The following is a 16,701-nucleotide window of genomic DNA, read 5'->3' on the forward strand; positions in this document are numbered from 1 at the left end:
GCATGGTTTTCAGCGTACAGCAGGTCAAGTACGAATTCCTCGCCTACATCAAGGAATTCGATCAGTCGTTTTCGAGCTGGTGCGTCGGCATCTCCGACGCGCCGAAACAGACGCTGTTCGAGCAGCACGGCGTGCGTGCCGACGCGGATCCCTGGCTTTACAAGCAGCTCCTGACTCACCGGGCGGCGCGCACGGTCTATGATTATTTCGTGGGTCATCTGAAGACGGCGGGCGTCCAGCCGGCGGGCGACTCCAACGATTTCGACTGTGTGTATCTGTTCAAGATGGCACCCCATACGCGTCAATGAGGAGAAGCCCATGCTGACCACCGCCGATGGAGAAGCCGCCTTTATCGATCGCGACTACGCGAAAGCGCGCGAAATCTGGGAGCCGCTCGCCGAACGGGGCGATGCCGAGGCCGAGGCATGGCTCGGTTCGCTCTATGCCAACGGGTTCGGGATCGAGAAGGATCCGACGCGCGCCTTCGCGCTGTATCTGCGCGCGGCCGAGAAAGGCAATCCGCTCGCGGCGAACAATGTCGGAGCGATGTATGCCAAGGGCGAGGGCGTCGCGACCGATGCGGTGCGGGCGGCGTCATGGTTTCACCGGGCCGCCGAACAGGGCGATGCGCTGGGCCAGTTCAACTACGCCGTCGTGCTCACCAAGGGACAGGGCGTGGACGCTGATATGAAGCAGGCGGTGGAATGGTATCGCCGGGCCGCCGAGCGGGGACATTACCCGTCGCAGGGACGACTCGGCTATTGCTACGCCGAGGGACTCGGCGTTGCCGCCGATCCGATCGAGGCGTTTGTCTGGCTCAGCGCGGCGGCACAGCACGGCGTCGGGCTTGCGATGGCCGAGCTCGAAGAGTTGGTACGTGGCATGGGCGAGGAGCAGAAGCGCGAAGCGCGGCGTCGCCTTGCCGAGCGGCTCAGTGCGCGAAACGCAGCGCGGCTGTCGGCCTGAGTATTGAGGCGGCCGCGCGGCTTCGGCACGAGGTCGCCCCAACCGCGGTGAGCTGCCTACTTGCCGCGCCCGCCGGCGGCCAGCAGGGTATTCTGCAGCAGGCAGGCGATCGTCATCGGCCCGACGCCGCCCGGAACGGGCGTGATCGCACCGGCGATATGCCGGGCCTCTTCAAAGGCGACGTCGCCGACCAAGCGTCCCTTCGCTGCGCCTGCGGTGGGCAGCCGGTTGATGCCGACATCGATCACGATCGCGCCGGGCTTGATCCAGTCGCCGCGGACCATTTCCGGCCGGCCGACGGCCGCGATCAATATGTCGGCCTGGCGGCAGACGGCCGGCAGGTCGCGACTGCGCGAATGGGTCATCGTCACCGTGCAGTCGGCCTGCAGCAACAGTTGCGCGATCGGCTTGCCGACGATGTTCGATCGTCCCACCACGACGGCGTGCAGGCCGCGCAGGTCGGTTGCAACGGTTTGCAGCAGCATCATGCAGCCGAGCGGCGTGCAGGGCACAAGGCTGGGCAGGCCCCGCATCAGGCGTCCGGCATTTTCCGGATGGAAGCCGTCGACGTCCTTGGCCGGATCGACGGCGCGGATGACGCCGTCCGTGTCGATATGTTGCGGCAGCGGAAGCTGCACGGCCAGTCCGGGAATGCAACGGCGCTGCTCCTTCCAGCGTGCGATCTCGGCTGCGATCTGAAGGCGCTGCCGCTCCGCCGCCGCATTGCCGTCAATGATGGTCGCTGTCATCGTTCAATCCCTGAAGACCACGGTCCGGACGCCGTTGAGAATGACGCGGCCGTCGATATGCCAGAACACCGCCCGGGACAGCACGCGCCGCTCTATGTCGCGTCCCTTGCGGACTAGGTCGTCCGGCTGATCCTGATGCGAGATGCGCTCGACGTCCTGCTCGATGATCGGCCCTTCGTCGAGATCGGCCGTCACGTAGTGCGCGGTCGCCCCGATCAGCTTGACGCCACGGTTGTGGGCCTGGTGGTAGGGCCTCGCACCCTTGAAGCCCGGCAGGAAGGAATGGTGGATGTTGATGCAGCGTCCGGCGAGCTTGGCCGACAACTCGTCCGAGAGGATCTGCATGTAGCGCGCGAGGACGACGAGATCGACCTTTCGTTCCTCCACGATCTTCCAGATCGCAGCTTCCTGTTGCGGCTTGGTCCGCGGAGTGACTGGGAGATGGTCGAAGGGAATGCCGGTCAAGTCGTGATGGATGTAGGTCTCGCGCGGATGGTTCGAGACGATGCCTGCGATGTCGATCGCGAGCTCGCCGATCCGCCAGCGATAGAGCAGGTCGGCAAGGCAATGATCGAAGCGCGAAACCAGGATCAGGAGCCGCGGCCGTTCGGCCTGGGTACGCATCGTCCATTTCATCTGCAGGCTGTCCGCGAGTGACAGAAGCGCCTCATGAAAGGCGGCGATCTCGCCGCTGGCTACGAAGTTGAACCGGATGCGGGCGAAGAAGATGTTGGTCTCGACGTCGTCATATTGATGCGCCTCCTGGATGTTTCCACCGCATTCGAACAGGGCGCGGGCGACGGCGGCGACGATGCCGGGGCGGTTCGGGCAAGAGAATGTCAGGATATGGCTGTTGGTCGGCATGGCGGATTGCTTCGGCGCTGAAGGTGTGAGGTCCTGATGAGAAGCTATTGCTGGACTGCCCCTTGCCATTGGCAGCCGAATTCGGCTGCGCTGCTCGCGAACCACTCCCAGAAGCTTTGGGAGAGGCTACGGAACAGGGCGATCTCGAAACAGGCGCTGCCGTCCGCGCCATCGTCGCACCGCCAGATGGTGGCGCCGATATGCGAGACGATCGTGGTGGCCGCGTCGCCTGGCTTGAACGCGCGCGGATCCAGGTCGATGGGGAAGCCTTTGGCGAGCGTGTCCCGGATGGCGGGACCGCCGACGCGAAACACCACATAGCCGCCGCTTTGATCGGATACAGAGGCGAGCGGCGCGACGAGCGCCCGGAGCGAGCCGCTGAACACGTGGCCACCGCCTTCGCTCAATGCCAGCCAATGATGTGGACCGATGCCGGTGAAGGATGCGGAGCCGGCGCGCACGATGGCGGGCCGACCAGGCAGCTCGAGCAGGAAATGCTGTCGGATGCGTTCTCGCAAGGATGCGTCCTGCCCGTGGCGCGCCTGCATGGTGGCGATCCCAAGACCGCAGCGCTCGGTGATCGTCACGCCGCCGCCGGGCTGCTGCGGCAGACCTGCAGCCAGCAAGGCCGGCAGCCCGGAGAGTGCCATGTCAGCCATGGAGACGCTTTCCTTCGGGATCAAAGAAGATGGGGGAGACCAGTTCGATCTCAGTGTCGCCGCCGCGTACCGGATCATAGGCGCGCAGGCGTTGTCCGATCCGTGCCGGCCCGCGCTTGATGAAGCCGAGACCGATCCAGTGTCCGAGCATCGGCGAGAAAGCGACCGACGTGACATAGCCTTGGTCGTTCTCCATGGTCGCCTGGGCTCCTGGCGCCAGAACATGCGCGCCGGCGCGAAGCCGCGTGGCCTTGTCGATGGGCTGGATCCCGACCAGCGCCGGCCGCTCCGGGTCGACGAGTCCAGGGCGCTCCGCCAGCACGCGGCCGATAAAATCCTTCTTCTTCGACATCATGCGACCAAGGCCCAGATCGGCCGCAGTCGTCATGCCGTTGAGTTCGTTGCCGGCGACGTGTCCTTTCTCGATGCGCATCACGCCGAGCGCTTCGGTGCCGTAGGGGATGACGCCGAATTCGGAGCCGGCTTCCATGATCGCTCGAATCGAGGCGTCGCCGAAATTGGCGGGCACTGCGAGTTCATAGGCAAGCTCGCCCGAGAAGGAGACGCGGAAGATTCGCGTGAGCACGCCGCGCCAGATGAATTCGGCGCAGCCGAGATAGGGCAGGGCCGCGTCGGAGACGTCGAACGCGTCGCCCAGCAGGCGCTCCAGCAGCGCCCGCGAGCAAGGACCGGCAATCGAATATTGTGCCCATTGCTCTGTTACGGAGACGAGCTGCACGTCGAGCTCGGGCCAAAGCACCTGGCGGGCATGCTCCAGGTGCTGCATGATCTTGCCCGCATTGGCCGTGGTCGTCGACATCACGAAATGGTCGTCGGCAAACCGGGCGGAGGTCCCGTCGTCCATTGCGATGCCGTCTTCGCGCAGCATCAGGCCGTAGCGAACCTTCCCGACCGGCACGGTCGAGAACATGTTGGCGTAGATCCGGTCGAGGAAACGGCCGGCATCGGCGCCCTGGATATCAATCTTGCCGAGGGTCGAGACATCGCACACCCCGACCCTTGAGCGGGTCTCCCTGACTTCGCGCGAGACGGTTGTTAGCCAGTCGGCTTCGCCCGGTTTCGCGAACCACTGCGCCCGCAGCCACTGGCCGGTTTCGACGAAGCTTGCACCCTGCTGTTCGGCCCAGCGATGTCCGGCGGTGAGGCGGGTCGGCCTGAAGTGCCTGCCTCGATGATGTCCGGCGAATGCGCCGATCGCCACCGGCGTGTAGGGTGGGCGGAACACGGTGGTCCCGACCTCCGATATCGGCCGCCCGGTCAATTGCGCCATCATCGCGTGGCCGTTGACGTTCGAGGTCTTGCCCTGGTCGGTGGCCATGCCGAGCGTCGTATAGCGCTTCAGCAGCTCGACTGACTTGAATCCCTCACGCGCGGCGAGTGCGACATCCTCGCTGGTCACATCGTTCTGGAAATCGACAAAGGCCTTCGAGCGGGAGGCGGCGACATGCCAGAACGGCCTGACGCCGATATGGTCGTCATCGGCTTTGGGCAGGGGCTGAGGTCGTGCCACAAATCCTGCCGCCTCCGCCGCAGCAGTCCCTGCCGCCATGCCTGCACGCAACGCGTCCGCCAGCGTGAATCTGCCGCCCGCCGCGCCTGCCACCGTCATGCCGGGAGGCGCCTTGCCCGGGACGAACGCCGCCAGCGCATCCGACCAGTCCGGCCGTCCGCCGAGATGGGTGGTCAGGCCCAGATTGGGATTCCAGCCGCCCGACACCGCGAGCAGGTCGACCGCAAGCTTGCGCGTCTGCCCGTCTGCGCTGCGAACGGAAATGGCTCTCAGTTCATGCGTTCCATGCGTATCGAGCACCTGCGCGCCACGAAAGATCGCAATTCCCCCAAGCTTGGCTTTGTTCTCCAGGTGCGGGTCGATCTCCGTCCGCGTGTCGAGGATCGCCTCGACCTGAACGCCGGCCTTTCCGAGGTCGAGCGCCGTCGTCCAGGCGTCGTCGGAGTTCGCGAAGACGGCCGCCCGTCTTCCCGGGGCTACCGCGAACCGGTTCAGGTAGGTCCGCACGGCCGAAGCCATCATCACGCCGGGCCGGTCGTTGCCGCCGAAAACGATGTGCCGTTCGATCGCGCCCGATGCCAGCACGCTTTGTCCGGCGACGATCTTCCACAGCCGCTGGCGCGGCTGGTGCGGCGGCGGTGACGGAAGATGATCCGCCACGCGCTCTACCGCGCCGAAGGTACGGCCGTCATAGGCACCGAACACGGTGGTCCGGCGCAGCACCCGCACATTCGTCATCGCGTCGAGTTCGGCCGTTGTGTGCTGCGCCCAGGTCGAGCCCGGGTGGTCGTCGATCTCCCGCGCATCGCCGTTAAGCCGGCCGCCCGGGACGTAGTCCTCGTCGCACAAGATCACGCGGGCGCCGGCGCGCCCGGCCCCGAGTGCGGCAGCAAGGCCGGCCGGTCCGCCGCCGATGACGAGAAGATCGCAGAAGCCACGCATCTTCTCGTAGCTGTCGGGATCGGCCTCGCCACTGGCGCGCCCGAGGCCGGCGGCGCGGCGGATCGCAGGCTCATAGACCTTTTCCCAGAACGAGGCCGGCCACATGAAGGTCTTGTAGTAGAAGCCTGCGGCGAACAGCGGCGAGAACAGCGAATTGATCGCGCTAACATCGAATTTCAGGGACGGCCAGCGATTCTGGCTTTGCGCTTCCAGCCCGTCGAACAGTTCGACCGTCGTCGCACGCGTATTGGGCTCGCGGCGCGATCCCTTCCGCAGTTCGACGAGCGCATTGGGCTCTTCCGGGCCTGCGGTGAGGATGCCGCGCGGCCGATGATATTTGAACGATCGGCCGAGCAGCTTGACGCCGTTGCCGAGCAGTGCCGAAGCGAGCGTATCGCCGGCATAGCCGCCATATGTCCTGCCGTCGAACGAGAAAAGTAGCCGCCGATTGCGGTCGACCAGTCCGCCTGAGCTCAACCTGTGCCGCCCCGCTCGGGATGCCGGATCGCCCATGCTCATTTCCCCGCGAAGCTCGCGCCGAGTACATCATGCGTGCGCGTGTCACGGCTGACGCGCAGCCATCCGCGGCATCCATTGGCGTGATACCAGAGCTCCTCGTGCGGGCCGGCCGGGTTGTCGGGCAGATACATCGCCTCGTAGAATCTGCGCGGAGCATCGGCGGCGGTCGGATCGGGGCGCGGAACGGGATCGCCGTAATAGACGAACTCGCTCAGGTCACGCTCACCGCAATAGGGGCAGGGGATCCGCATGTCTCTTGACCGACAGCCTCCAAGTCTCAGTGCAAATTGGGTTGAGCGCCCTGACCTTTTTCGTCGATCAGGTACCCGGTTTCGAAACGATCGAGACGATAGGCGTCGGCAACCGGATCATGCTGGTCGCGCGCCAGAAGATGCGCGAAGCACCAGCCGGATGCCGGCGTCGCCTTGAAACCGCCGTAACACCAGCCGGCATTGAGATAGAGGCCGTCGATCGGCGTCCGGTCGATGATCGGCGAACCGTCCATCGACATGTCGACCAGACCCGCCCAGGAGCGTAGCAGCCGCAGCCGCCCGATCGCGGGCATCAAGGCCATGCCGCCTTCGCACACGTCTTCGACAACAGGAAGGTTGCCGCGTTGGGCATAGGAGTTGTAGCCGTCGATGTCGCCGCCGAAGACGAGGCCGCCCTTGTCCGACTGACTGACATAGAAATGCCCCGCGCCAAAAGTGACGACGCACGGGATCAAGGGCTTGATGGCTTCCGAGACGAAGGCTTGCAGCAGGTGGCTTTCGATCGGCAACCGCAAGCCGAGCAGCCCGGCAACCCGGGAACTGCTGCCGGCGACGGCAAGTCCGACCTTGCCGCAACGGATGGTTCCCCTGGTCGTGTTGACCCCGATGACCCGATCGCCGTCGCGCAGGAAGCCCGTGACCTCGCAGTTCTGGATGATGTCGACGCCGCGATCGCTCGCGCCGCGGGCATATCCCCAGACGACCGCGTCGTGACGGGCGGTGCCACCGCGCCGCTGCAGCAGTCCGCCCTTGATGGGGAAGCGCGCGTTGTCGAAATCGAGGAATGGCAGCATGCGGCGTACAGCGTCCGCATCGAGCATCTCGGCGTCCGCGCCAGCCAGGCGCATGGCGTTGCCGCGCCGACCAAACGCATCGCGTTGCGCATCCGAATGATAGACATTCAGTACGCCGCGCTGGCTCACCATGGCGTTATAGTTCAGGTCCTGCTCCAGGCCCTCCCACAGCTTCATCGACCATTCGTAGAAGGGCTCGTTGCCGGGCAGAAGGTAGTTGGAGCGGATGATCGTCGTGTTACGTCCGGCGTTGCCGGATCCGATCCAGCCCTTCTCGATGACTGCGACGTTGCGCACACCGTGCTGCTTCGCAAGATAATAGGCCGTTGCGAGCCCGTGCCCGCCCCCACCGACAATGACGATGTCGTAGCTCGAGCGAGGTTCGGCATCGCGCCATACGGGCCGCCAGTCGCGATTGCCGCGAAGGGCCTGGCGGGCGAGGGCGAAAAGCGAATAGCGCATGAGTGGGTCGCTGTGGAGAGCTTGTGGACAGCAAAATGCGCTGATATCCAGGTCACCGCATGGCCAAAAACGACCAGAAATTGTCTGTTCGCGACAAACCGCGGAGCAGCCGGATTGGCTTCCTGCTGATCCCAGGATTTGCGCTGATGTCCTATGCGTCCGCCATCGAGCCGCTTCGTGCCGCCAACGTCCTGACCGGCAAGAACCTCTATCGATGGCGGCATATCGCGATCCAGGGTGACGAGATCGTCGCCTCGAACGGCGTGCGTATCCAGGCGGACGCCTCGATCGCCAATGTCGGACGGCTCGATACCATCGTCGTTTGCGCCGGCGGCAATCCGCAAGTCTTCCATCATCCGCCGACGCTTGCCTTTCTGCGCAAGGTCGCACGCCACGGCGTGAGACTGGGCGGGGTGTCGGCGGGGCCGTATCTTCTCGCCAAAGCGGGGCTGCTCGACGGCTACAGATGTACGGTGCACTGGGAGCACATCCCGGCCTTCACCGAGACCTTTCCGTTCCTTCACCTCGGCCATTCATTGTTCGAGATCGATCGCGACCGCTTCACCTGCGCCGGCGGAATTGCGGCACTCGACATGATGCATGCGCTGATCCGCATCGATCACGGGTCATCGGTCGCCGCAGCCGTCAGCGACTGGTTCCTGCAGACGGAGGTTCGCCGCGGCGAGGTTGCACAGCGCCTTTCGCCGACGGAGCGCTTCGGCGTGCATCACCCGAAGCTCGTCGCGACATTGTCGCGCATGGAGCAGAATATCGAGGTGCCGCTTGCACCGAAACGACTGGCCGGACTCGCGGGTATCTCGGTGCGCCAGCTTGAGCGTCTGTTCGCGCAACATCTCCACACCACGGTCAAAAAACGCTACCTGCAGATACGGATCGAGCGCGCGAGGCTGTTGCTCAGGCAGACCACCATGCCGGTCAGCGAGATCGCGCTTGCCACCGGCTTTTCGACCCCGATGCATTTTTCACGAACCTACCGGGGGCAGTTCGGGCTGACCCCGCGCCAGGAACGAACGGTCGACTAACTAAACGTCAGCTCGTTGTTCTCGTTAACGAGGCGGATCTGCAGGCTGCCGAGTCGGGTTTCCTGCGGGCCTGCCTGTCATCGTGAATCGCCTGTCGATCCGCGGGTGCCGCGCGTCGGTCTTTCGACTGCGGGTGGTTGCTTGCGCCGGCGAAAGGGATTGTAATCGAGCCAATCCGACGCAAAACGAAATCGGGAGCAGGAAACGATGGGAGAGGCCAAAACCCATTACGAGGTGATCGTCGTCGGCGCCGGCGTGGCGGGCATTTACCAGATCAAGCGGCTCGTCGAGCTCGGCATCGACGCCATCGTACTCGATTCGGCTGCCGGCCTCGGCGGCACCTGGTACTGGAACCGCTATCCCGGTTGCCGCTTTGATTCCGAGAGCTACACTTACGGCTTCTCGTTCTCGCGCGAACTCCTCGACGAGTGGCATTGGAAGGAGCGCTTTTCCGGCCAGCCGGAGAATTTGCGCTACCTCAACTACGTCGCCGACAAATTCGATTTGCGCAAGCATATGCAGTTCAATTGCAAGGTCGAGGCGCTGCACTTCGACGCGACGCGCGATCTGTGGCAGGTGAAGATCGGCGACGGCCGTGAGATGACGTGCCGTTTCGTGGTTCTGGCGATCGGCCTGCTTTCAGCGCCGACCATGCCGCGGCTGGAAGGCATCGGGGACTTCCAGGGCCGCTCGTTCCACACCTACTACTGGCCGCATGAGCCGGTCGATCTCGCCGGCAAGAAAGTGGCCGTGATCGGCACCGGCGCCACCGGCATTCAGTTGATCGGCGAGATCGCCGACAAGGTCGGCCGACTCACCGTATTCCAGCGCCGGCCAAACTGGACCGCGCCGCTCAACAACAGCGCGATCTCCGAGGAGGAAATGGCCGACATTCGCTCCCGTTATGACGAGATCTTTGCCGCTTGCGCCCGCACGCCGGGCGGCTTCCTGCACGGGCCCGATCGCCGCGGCTTCTACGAGGTGACGCGCGGGGAGCGGGTGGACCTGTGGGACAAGCTCTATGATGAGCCCGGCTTCGGTATCTGGCTCGCCAATTTCCGCGAAATATTCATGGACGAAGCCGCCAATGCCGAGCTGTCGCAATATATCGCCGATCGCATCCGTCGCCGCGTCAAGGATCCCAAAGTGGCCGAAAAACTAATCCCTAGGGATCACGGCTTTGGGGTGCAGCGCCTGCCGCTGGAGACGAGGTATCTTGAGGCCTATAACCGCGACAATGTGCATCTCGTCGATATCAGCCAGACGCCGCTCGTTCGCGTCACCGAGAAGGGCCTGCGTACCACCGAGCGCGACTATGACGTCGACATCATCGTCTACGCCACCGGATTCGACGCCATCACCGGCGCCTATGACCTGATCGATATCCGCGGCCTGGGCGGCGAGACGCTGGCCGGAAAATGGAAGCATGCACCATCCACCTTCCTCGGCATGCTTGTCCACGGCTTTCCCAATCTCTTGATGCCGACCGGACCGCAAAGTGCGTCCGCTTCGACCAATTTCCCGCGCGGCATCGAGAACGGCGTCAACTGGTGCATGGACCTGCTGCAATACATCTGGGACCGCGGCTACACCCGCGCCGAAGCCACGCGCGAGGCGCAGGAGCGCTGGACCGCGCATGTGGTCAAGATGTACGAGATCATGCTGATGCGCAAAGCCAAGTCATGGTTCACCGGCTACAATTCGAACGTCACCGGTCACGAAGAAGGCACCGTCCGATACTTCGTCTACAACGGCGGCACACCGAAATTCGTCGGCATCATCAACGACGTTGCGGCGAAGGGTTATCAGGAGATCGAGTTCAGCTCGCTCTCGCGTGCCAACGTACAAGCGGCGGTCGCCGGCACGCCAGCTTAGACCTCCGCCTCGTCCGAAGCGTGGCACAGATGGAAAAACAAGCTGCAAGGAGAAGAGAATGGCCGGAGTGAAACAGGATAGGGATGGCGGGGTCGGAATCCTCATATTGAACGAACCCGAGAGCCTGAACGCGATGACGCCCGATCTTGTGTGTACCGAAAACCTCACCCGAGTTGATGACGCGATGGAATCGCTTAAGCTGGCAGAATGATCGGGCTGTTGTGTTTTGCTCTGGCCGTCCTTGGGTCACCGTTCAAGTCAAAGTTGCGGCTCGAAGCGGAGAACGCGGTGCTTCGACATCAGTTGATTGTCTTAAGGCGCAGGCTGCACGGTCGCGTCCGGCTCACGAACCAGGATCGCTGGTTCTTGATCCTGCTGTATCAATGGTTCCCATCAATCCTGGAGATTCTCACCATCATCCGGCCCGAGACGCTTGTGCGTTGGCATAGGGTCGGCTTTGGCTGCTACTGGCGTTGGAACTCGCGCGCATCGGCGAGGTGATTTCCTATGTCCACAGCGTTTTTGGCGCCAATGTGCGGGCGCTGCCCGGCGGCATCGTGGTTCTGACGTAGCAAAACTTTCACAAAAAATATCGCGACGGGTGGTTGGCTGCGGTGCCTCGGCGTTCGTCTCACAATCAGACCCTGAATGCGCGGCCATCTGCGACGCAGACCCGGTGGCGCATTGCTGCCGATTTTGCTGCTGGAGACCGAGCTGATGCCGTCAACACAATCATATCTGCCATCAAAGCGACGAGATGGGCTCGGCAGCGGCGTTGGGTTGGGCACTTCAAACCGTCTCGCGATCGGACAAAACGGTATCGGTTTCTATCGTGCAGCTCTTCTTGTGGGGGTGAGTGCGGTAGCCTTGCTGTCCGCCGGTCTCGGTGCACAGGCAAGGCCGCTGGGGAGCTCGAGCGTTTCCGTGCCCGTGAATGCAACCGCGGAGCAGGCGGCGGCCGCCGCCCAGCAAGCTCAGATTGCTGCCGCGAATGCCCGCAACTCTCTCGAGCGGGCGACGCGCGCGATCGAGGCGATGCAGGCCGTGCAGGCTGCAGCGCGCAGCGCCGCGCAGCACGTGCCGACCGCCGTCCGAGCGAGCCCCCGCGCCACGATGCGAGCTCGACGATACCAGCGATGGCCATGCGCCGGTAATTCCAGATCGCGGCCGAGGTCGAACGGGTCGCTGATGTTGCCGCTGGTGCCGCTTCGCGTGCCCGGACGGCCGGCGAGTCGTTGCCGGTGTTGTCGTCGTCCTTGCCATGGCGCAAGATACATCCCGTGACGGTGATGATGCCACATTAAGCATAGAGTCAACCGCTGCTTGTGCCGGTGGCAGGTCTTGCCTACCCGTTTTCAATGGACTCGGCCAAAAATATCACCCGGTATCATGCTCTCGACAGTTGGCGTGGCATTTGCGCTTGCATGGTCGCGCTGTTTCACTTCGACGTTATCAGCCATCTGTCGTTCCTGCCGCTCACCAGAAATGCCTACCTGTTCGTCGATTTCTTCTTCGTGCTGAGCGGCTTTGTCATCGCCTCGAATTATCGTTCGCGTCTCGCTGAGGGTTTCGGCACGGGCCGGTTCCTGGTCCCGCGGCTTGGGCGGATCTATCCGCTGCATCTCGTGACCTTGCTGCTGTTCATTCCCATCGACGCTGCGAAGGACGGTATTGGCCCAAACCTCTTGCAGGCCATCGTCACCAACATTCTGCTCCTGCAGGGACTCGGCGTTAATCCGCAGAACTGGTTGAACTTCGCGAGTTGGAGCATCAGCACTGAGTTCGCCGCCTATGTGATCTTCGCCGCCGTCGTGAGCAGGATCGGGCCGGCAGCCTGGCCTTGGCTGCTTCCGATCATTGCGGGGCCGGTTGTGCTCGCCACCATCAGCCCAGACGGGATGAATGCGACTTATGACTATGGGTTGGTGCGCTGCCTTTACGGTTTCGCGCTTGGCGTTCTCGCTTTCGATTTACGAGAGCGCTTCCCAGTGTTGCGCGCACGCCTGGTGCCGTCCGCTGAGACATTGCTCGAGGCGGCGAGTTTCATGCTCGTTGTGGGCTATGTTTCGGTCGCTGGAAGCAGCGTCACTCTGCAGGTCGCCTCGCCGCTGGTGTTTACGCTGGTCGTTCTGGTGTTCGCGCGTGAAGGTGGCGCGGTCAGCCGTTGGCTGACGGTTCCGTCCATGCTCATGATCGGGACGCTGACCTATTCGATCTACATGCTGCATCCGCTCGTCAGGGCGGTGGTGCGGGCCATCCTTATGGTCGTCGAACGCCTTAGGCATACGGAATTGTTTATCTCTTACGCGTTGAGCTCGGGCCATGAACCGACGAAAGTTGTCTCTCTAAATGGATCGCTCTGGCTTGGTGATCTCCTGCAAATTGCGATGCTGTTGTTGACCGTCCTGCTATCGGTTGCAACCTATCGTTTTGTCGAAGAGCCCGGGCGTGACTGGGTCAGGCGCTTGCTGGATCGGCGGAAGGTCGGCACAGTACGCAGCGCACAACCGGCTTTCGATGCATGACGCGCCGAGCTCAAAATCCGCCAGAGGTCGCCATAGAAGGGCAAGCCCCACGGCCGTTTTGAACTCTGTCTGTCGAGACGGGATTTGGCATGTGGCGATGCGCTCGGCGAGGCAGCAGGGGGCGCGGCCCTCAATTTCCGTAGCTGTCGCGTTGTTGCGCGATGTGGGCGACGTGCTGGATGCGGGTCTTGTATGCAAGACCTGCGGCGGCAAGATCCGCCAGAGCGGTTCCTACTGCCTTGAACATGGTGATGTCGTCGCGCGATCGTCGCCCGTGAGCGGCTCCGCTGCAGAGTTCGGCTAGCGACGCCTTCAAGTCCTGACGTGAGAGAATTCCCGCCTCGATCGGGTGGACGAGATCACCGGCCTCATGGGCCGCCTCATAGGTATCCACGAATATGGCGGAACGCTTGACGACGTCGTCATCCGATTCCCGCATCGCCGGCGTGAAGGCGCCGATGAGATCGACATGGACGCCGGCCTGCAGCCATTCGCCCTTGATCAGCGGCGACGTTGCCAGAGTGGCCGACGTGACGATATCAGCCGTCCGGACGGCACGTTCAAGGTCGGAGACGAACACAGCATCCAGTCCGGCGTTACGGAGACGATCCACCATCCGAACGGCGCTGTCGGCGTTGACGTTCCACACGCTGATCCGGCGAATGTCGCGGACGGCCCGATAGGCTTCCGGCAAAAGGCTTGCGATCCGACCGGAGCCGAGAATGAGCAGGTTGGTCGCGTCTTCGCGCGCCAGATAGGACGCCGCGAGCGCTGACGTCGCCGCGGTTCGCCTAGCGGTGAGGACGTCACCTGCGACCGTCGCGAGTTGCGCGCCGGTGCCGCTATCGAACAGCAGATAGACCGATGTGAGCGCCGGCATCTTGCGCGCGGCATTGCCAGGGAATACGGCGACCAGCTTGATTCCAAGCAGGTCATCGCCTTCCGATTTCTGCTGCCATGAAGGCATCAGCAACAGCGTTGCGTCCGGCTCGCCGGGAACTGGAATCGTATGATGATGTCGCGGTGGAACCGTGCACCCCCCGACAAAGAAGGTGCGCAGATGCCGGATCAGCTCGTCCATCGGGAGAAGGCGCGTTGCCTCCTTTGCATCAATGGTCTGCAGCGATTGTTTCTCGGTCATGGCTTTTCTCATTGCAAGAATTTGCGTCGCGGCTCTCGCGCGGCGTCCGCATGCTTTCGCGATTGCCGAACCAAATCGACGTTGTGCTCCGGCATGCCGGACGAGGACACGCCGGGACGTCAATGCGGTCGTCCCGGCGTGTCAGTTCGCGCGGCTCAGCGGTCAATCAGGGAAGAATTGGCGGGTGATAGGTGAACGTCGTCATCAGGAGTGCCGCAACGATCATGACGATCGGGAAATGCACAAAGAACTGCACCGAGGTGTAGCCGATCAGGTCTTTTGACTTCAACCCGAGTATGCCGAGCAGCGGAAGCATCCAGAATGGATTGATGAAGTTCGGCAGCGTCTCCGCGATGTTATAGATCATCACGGTCCAGCCCAAATGAGCCCCGATCTCATTGGCCGCCTTCATGATGTGCGGGGCCTCGATGATCCACTTGCCGCCGGCCGACGGGATGAAGAAGCCCAGCACCGCGGAATAGAGCCCGACCAAAAACGAGAAAACGGTCGAATTGGCTGATGCGTCCACAAACCAGTGCGCGATGGTGTCCGACAGCGTCACTCCGCTGCTATTTGGCACCTTGGTCAGCATCTGGGCGATGCCGGCGTAGAAAGGAAACTGCAACAGCACGCCCGAGACGCTTGGCATGGCCTTGGAAAAAGCCTCGAGCAGGCTGCGCGGACGCCAATGCAGGAGGATGCCAAGCACCAGAAAGACGAAATTGTAAGTGTTCAGGCCCGACAGGGTGATCAGCGGATTGCCGGACTGAAAGGTTTGCCAGAGCCAGCCCAGCGCCAGCACGACGATCAAGATTGTCAAAATGGGACTGAACTCGAGAAAGTCGCCGGGCCGTGCCGGCTTCTTCGGCTCAATCCGGTCGTCGTCCAGAGATACGCCAAGCTCCTCAGCGGTCTTGACCTGCGTCGGATTTGGCGCCGTCAGGTAGCAGATCACCGCGGACAGCGCGGTCACGATCACTGTCGTGACCAGATTCTGCCATGTCAGAATCGTCTCGGAGAAACCGATGACGCCGGTGATCGGCAACAGCGAGCTCGGGATGCTGGCCGCATTGGCCTGAAGCTGGGCGGCTGACGACGTAATGCCGAGCGTGAAACCGCAGCCCAGGCCGAGATAGCCAGCCGCGCCGGCCGCGCGATAGTCCAGCCTGATGTCCTTGCGCCGCGCGATTTCGCGCACCAGCAGGCCGGAAAAGATCAGGCTGAGACCCCAGTTCAGCAGCGACAGGACAATACTGAGCACACCGACGAAGACCACAGCGCCGCGCGCGGTGGAGGGTACGGCCGCCAGCCGCCGCAGCACCGCCGCGACAGGTGGCGACATCGCGACCACATAGCCTCCGATCGCGACCAGCGCCATTTGCATCGTGAACGGAATGAGATTCCAGAAGCCGTCGCCGAAGGCGCGGCTGACCGCAAGCGGTGAGCCCCCATGCGCGATGGTGCCGAGCGCGATCACGACCACGGCAATCAGAACGAACACATAGGCATCCGGAAACCAACGCTCAGCGAAGGCGACCATATGCTGCGAGAGCCTTGCAAGCGGGTTGGCCTGCATCGGCATTTTGTCCGGAAAGGAATTTCTATGCGTAGCGTCGGTCATTGCAGCCCCCATTATTATGTCTGTGTTGGTTTCGTCGCGTCATTGCCGGTCAAAGCGCGAGCGTGAGTTCGGAGAGAGGAACCGTCTGGCAGGTCAGGCACTGATCCGTCGCGCCGTCATCGCCGCCGAGTTGTGCGACGTCGCCCTTGACGATGCGCATGGCGCAGCTCTCGCATTGGCCGACACGGCAACCGCTGGGCAGAGACAGGCCTGCCGCCTGGGCGGCATCCAGAAGGGTTCCGAGTTCGGGCGACCAGATAAAGCTCTTGTCGGTACCGACGACGTGAACCGTCTGTGGCTTCAACGTCTGCGGCACGATCGGCGGCGATGCGAACGCCTCCGCAAATACGTCGAAGCGCGGCATGCCCCGTTCGACCAGCCGCGCAGTCATTGATGTCGCGAAGTCCGGCGAGCCGCAAAGATAGACAAGAGGCCTTTGCGGCAGCAGCGGATCGATCGCCGACAGGTCGAGCCGGCCCGCATAATCGTAGTCCTGCGGACAGCGATCCTGCGCGCGCGGCGCTGAAAACGCCGTGACGAGATCGAGCCCTGGCAAGAGGTCTGCAAGCTCCCGCAGCCGGCGGGTAAAAGGATGCTCACCGCCGTTGCGACAGCCGTAGAGCAGAAGCACCTTGGCGACGCGCTCCGTCGGCTCGCGTTCCGCTAGGCCGTGTGGACTCTTGGGATTCTCAAATCAGATTGAACGTGATTCAAGGCTTTCTTTTAGGAGGAAGCCTT

The 16,701-nt window shown here is 63.0% G+C and carries 16 protein-coding genes; 6 read left to right on the top strand and 10 right to left on the bottom strand.

The genetic code is table 11. The features are described from left to right. Positions 1-2 precede the first annotated feature (2 nt). The gene (locus tag AAFX91_RS07515) at positions 3-308 is read left to right on the top strand and encodes a hypothetical protein (RefSeq protein WP_130578407.1); all 306 of its coding nucleotides are present in this window, start codon (positions 3-5) and stop codon (positions 306-308) included. A 10-nt stretch (positions 309-318) separates the two neighbouring features. Further along, the gene (locus AAFX91_RS07520; RefSeq protein ID WP_394566028.1) at positions 319-966 is read left to right on the top strand and encodes a tetratricopeptide repeat protein; all 648 of its coding nucleotides are present in this window, start codon (positions 319-321) and stop codon (positions 964-966) included. 56 nt (positions 967-1,022) lie between these two features. Here AAFX91_RS07520 and AAFX91_RS07525 read toward each other — a convergent pair whose 3' ends face one another. The 6 genes from AAFX91_RS07525 to AAFX91_RS07550 are packed head-to-tail and all read right to left on the bottom strand — an operon-like array spanning position 1,023 to position 7,758. Further along, positions 1,023-1,715: a bifunctional 5,10-methylenetetrahydrofolate dehydrogenase/5,10-methenyltetrahydrofolate cyclohydrolase gene (locus AAFX91_RS07525; RefSeq protein WP_394566029.1), complete on the bottom strand. Its 693-nt coding sequence runs from the start codon at positions 1,713-1,715 to the stop codon at positions 1,023-1,025. Positions 1,716-1,718: 3 nt separating this feature from the next. Next, positions 1,719-2,579 (bottom strand): formyltetrahydrofolate deformylase, encoded by an 861-nt coding sequence (gene purU, locus AAFX91_RS07530; protein ID WP_394566030.1) that lies wholly within the window; start codon positions 2,577-2,579, stop codon positions 1,719-1,721. 44 nt (positions 2,580-2,623) lie between these two features. Next, positions 2,624-3,238 (bottom strand): sarcosine oxidase subunit gamma, encoded by a 615-nt coding sequence (locus AAFX91_RS07535; RefSeq protein ID WP_394566031.1) that lies wholly within the window; start codon positions 3,236-3,238, stop codon positions 2,624-2,626. Further along, positions 3,231-6,224 carry a sarcosine oxidase subunit alpha family protein gene (locus AAFX91_RS07540; RefSeq protein WP_394566032.1) on the bottom strand — a complete coding sequence of 998 codons (2,994 nt, stop codon included), beginning with the start codon at positions 6,222-6,224 and terminating at the stop codon, positions 3,231-3,233. Before AAFX91_RS07540 ends, AAFX91_RS07535 begins: the two co-directional genes overlap by 8 nt. A gap of 2 nt (positions 6,225-6,226) precedes the next feature. Next, on the bottom strand, positions 6,227-6,481 hold the full coding sequence (locus AAFX91_RS07545; protein WP_394566033.1) for a sarcosine oxidase subunit delta: 255 nt from the start codon (positions 6,479-6,481) through the stop codon (positions 6,227-6,229). A 26-nt stretch (positions 6,482-6,507) separates the two neighbouring features. Beyond that, positions 6,508-7,758 carry a sarcosine oxidase subunit beta family protein gene (locus tag AAFX91_RS07550; protein ID WP_130578401.1) on the bottom strand — a complete coding sequence of 417 codons (1,251 nt, stop codon included), beginning with the start codon at positions 7,756-7,758 and terminating at the stop codon, positions 6,508-6,510. A gap of 80 nt (positions 7,759-7,838) precedes the next feature. On the opposite strand from AAFX91_RS07550, the gene AAFX91_RS07555 reads away from it, so the two are divergent. The 3 genes from AAFX91_RS07555 to AAFX91_RS07565 all read left to right on the top strand — a co-directional run bounded on the left by AAFX91_RS07555 (position 7,839) and on the right by AAFX91_RS07565 (position 10,887). Continuing rightward, entirely contained in the window at positions 7,839-8,801 is a 963-nt protein-coding gene (locus AAFX91_RS07555; protein WP_394566040.1) for a GlxA family transcriptional regulator, read from the top strand. Between the two features lie 207 nt (positions 8,802-9,008). Continuing rightward, positions 9,009-10,676, top strand: a complete 1,668-nt coding sequence (locus tag AAFX91_RS07560) for an NAD(P)/FAD-dependent oxidoreductase (protein ID WP_130578400.1) — start codon at positions 9,009-9,011, stop codon at positions 10,674-10,676. 58 nt (positions 10,677-10,734) lie between these two features. Continuing rightward, positions 10,735-10,887 carry a hypothetical protein gene (locus AAFX91_RS07565; protein ID WP_394566034.1) on the top strand — a complete coding sequence of 51 codons (153 nt, stop codon included), beginning with the start codon at positions 10,735-10,737 and terminating at the stop codon, positions 10,885-10,887. Between the two features lie 763 nt (positions 10,888-11,650). On the opposite strand, the gene AAFX91_RS07570 is transcribed toward AAFX91_RS07565, so the two are convergent. Beyond that, on the bottom strand, positions 11,651-11,977 hold the full coding sequence (locus AAFX91_RS07570; protein ID WP_394566035.1) for a hypothetical protein: 327 nt from the start codon (positions 11,975-11,977) through the stop codon (positions 11,651-11,653). Between the two features lie 57 nt (positions 11,978-12,034). Here AAFX91_RS07570 and AAFX91_RS07575 point away from each other — a divergent pair, with 57 nt between their 5' ends. Further along, positions 12,035-13,201 carry an acyltransferase family protein gene (locus tag AAFX91_RS07575; protein ID WP_394566041.1) on the top strand — a complete coding sequence of 389 codons (1,167 nt, stop codon included), beginning with the start codon at positions 12,035-12,037 and terminating at the stop codon, positions 13,199-13,201. A gap of 130 nt (positions 13,202-13,331) precedes the next feature. On the opposite strand, the gene AAFX91_RS07580 is transcribed toward AAFX91_RS07575, so the two are convergent. The 3 genes from AAFX91_RS07580 to AAFX91_RS07590 all read right to left on the bottom strand — a co-directional run bounded on the left by AAFX91_RS07580 (position 13,332) and on the right by AAFX91_RS07590 (position 16,594). Beyond that, positions 13,332-14,342: an ornithine cyclodeaminase family protein gene (locus AAFX91_RS07580; RefSeq protein ID WP_394566036.1), complete on the bottom strand. Its 1,011-nt coding sequence runs from the start codon at positions 14,340-14,342 to the stop codon at positions 13,332-13,334. Between the two features lie 166 nt (positions 14,343-14,508). Then, positions 14,509-15,963: a short-chain fatty acid transporter gene (locus AAFX91_RS07585; RefSeq protein WP_394566037.1), complete on the bottom strand. Its 1,455-nt coding sequence runs from the start codon at positions 15,961-15,963 to the stop codon at positions 14,509-14,511. A 49-nt stretch (positions 15,964-16,012) separates the two neighbouring features. Beyond that, positions 16,013-16,594, bottom strand: a complete 582-nt coding sequence (locus tag AAFX91_RS07590; RefSeq protein WP_394566038.1) for a flavin reductase family protein — start codon at positions 16,592-16,594, stop codon at positions 16,013-16,015. Positions 16,595-16,701: the final 107 nt, after the last annotated feature.

The organism is Bradyrhizobium sp. 31Argb (assembly GCF_043638955.1).
Classification (GTDB): Bacteria; Pseudomonadota; Alphaproteobacteria; order Rhizobiales; family Xanthobacteraceae; genus Bradyrhizobium.

Excerpts from the sequence above, each read along its gene's own strand:
- AAFX91_RS07515 (WP_130578407.1), top strand. The coding sequence starts at position 3 with ATGGTTTTCAGCGTACAGCAGGTCAAGTACGAATTCCTCGCCTACATC.
- AAFX91_RS07520 (WP_394566028.1), top strand. The coding sequence starts at position 319 with ATGCTGACCACCGCCGATGGAGAAGCCGCCTTTATCGATCGCGACTAC.
- AAFX91_RS07525 (WP_394566029.1), bottom strand. The coding sequence starts at position 1,715 with ATGACAGCGACCATCATTGACGGCAATGCGGCGGCGGAGCGGCAGCGC.
- purU (WP_394566030.1), bottom strand. The coding sequence starts at position 2,579 with ATGCCGACCAACAGCCATATCCTGACATTCTCTTGCCCGAACCGCCCC.
- AAFX91_RS07535 (WP_394566031.1), bottom strand. The coding sequence starts at position 3,238 with ATGGCTGACATGGCACTCTCCGGGCTGCCGGCCTTGCTGGCTGCAGGT.
- AAFX91_RS07540 (WP_394566032.1), bottom strand. The coding sequence starts at position 6,224 with ATGGGCGATCCGGCATCCCGAGCGGGGCGGCACAGGTTGAGCTCAGGC.
- AAFX91_RS07545 (WP_394566033.1), bottom strand. The coding sequence starts at position 6,481 with ATGCGGATCCCCTGCCCCTATTGCGGTGAGCGTGACCTGAGCGAGTTC.
- AAFX91_RS07550 (WP_130578401.1), bottom strand. The coding sequence starts at position 7,758 with ATGCGCTATTCGCTTTTCGCCCTCGCCCGCCAGGCCCTTCGCGGCAAT.
- AAFX91_RS07560 (WP_130578400.1), top strand. The coding sequence starts at position 9,009 with ATGGGAGAGGCCAAAACCCATTACGAGGTGATCGTCGTCGGCGCCGGC.
- AAFX91_RS07565 (WP_394566034.1), top strand. The coding sequence starts at position 10,735 with ATGGCCGGAGTGAAACAGGATAGGGATGGCGGGGTCGGAATCCTCATA.
- AAFX91_RS07570 (WP_394566035.1), bottom strand. The coding sequence starts at position 11,977 with ATGTGGCATCATCACCGTCACGGGATGTATCTTGCGCCATGGCAAGGA.
- AAFX91_RS07575 (WP_394566041.1), top strand. The coding sequence starts at position 12,035 with ATGGACTCGGCCAAAAATATCACCCGGTATCATGCTCTCGACAGTTGG.
- AAFX91_RS07580 (WP_394566036.1), bottom strand. The coding sequence starts at position 14,342 with ATGACCGAGAAACAATCGCTGCAGACCATTGATGCAAAGGAGGCAACG.
- AAFX91_RS07585 (WP_394566037.1), bottom strand. The coding sequence starts at position 15,963 with ATGACCGACGCTACGCATAGAAATTCCTTTCCGGACAAAATGCCGATG.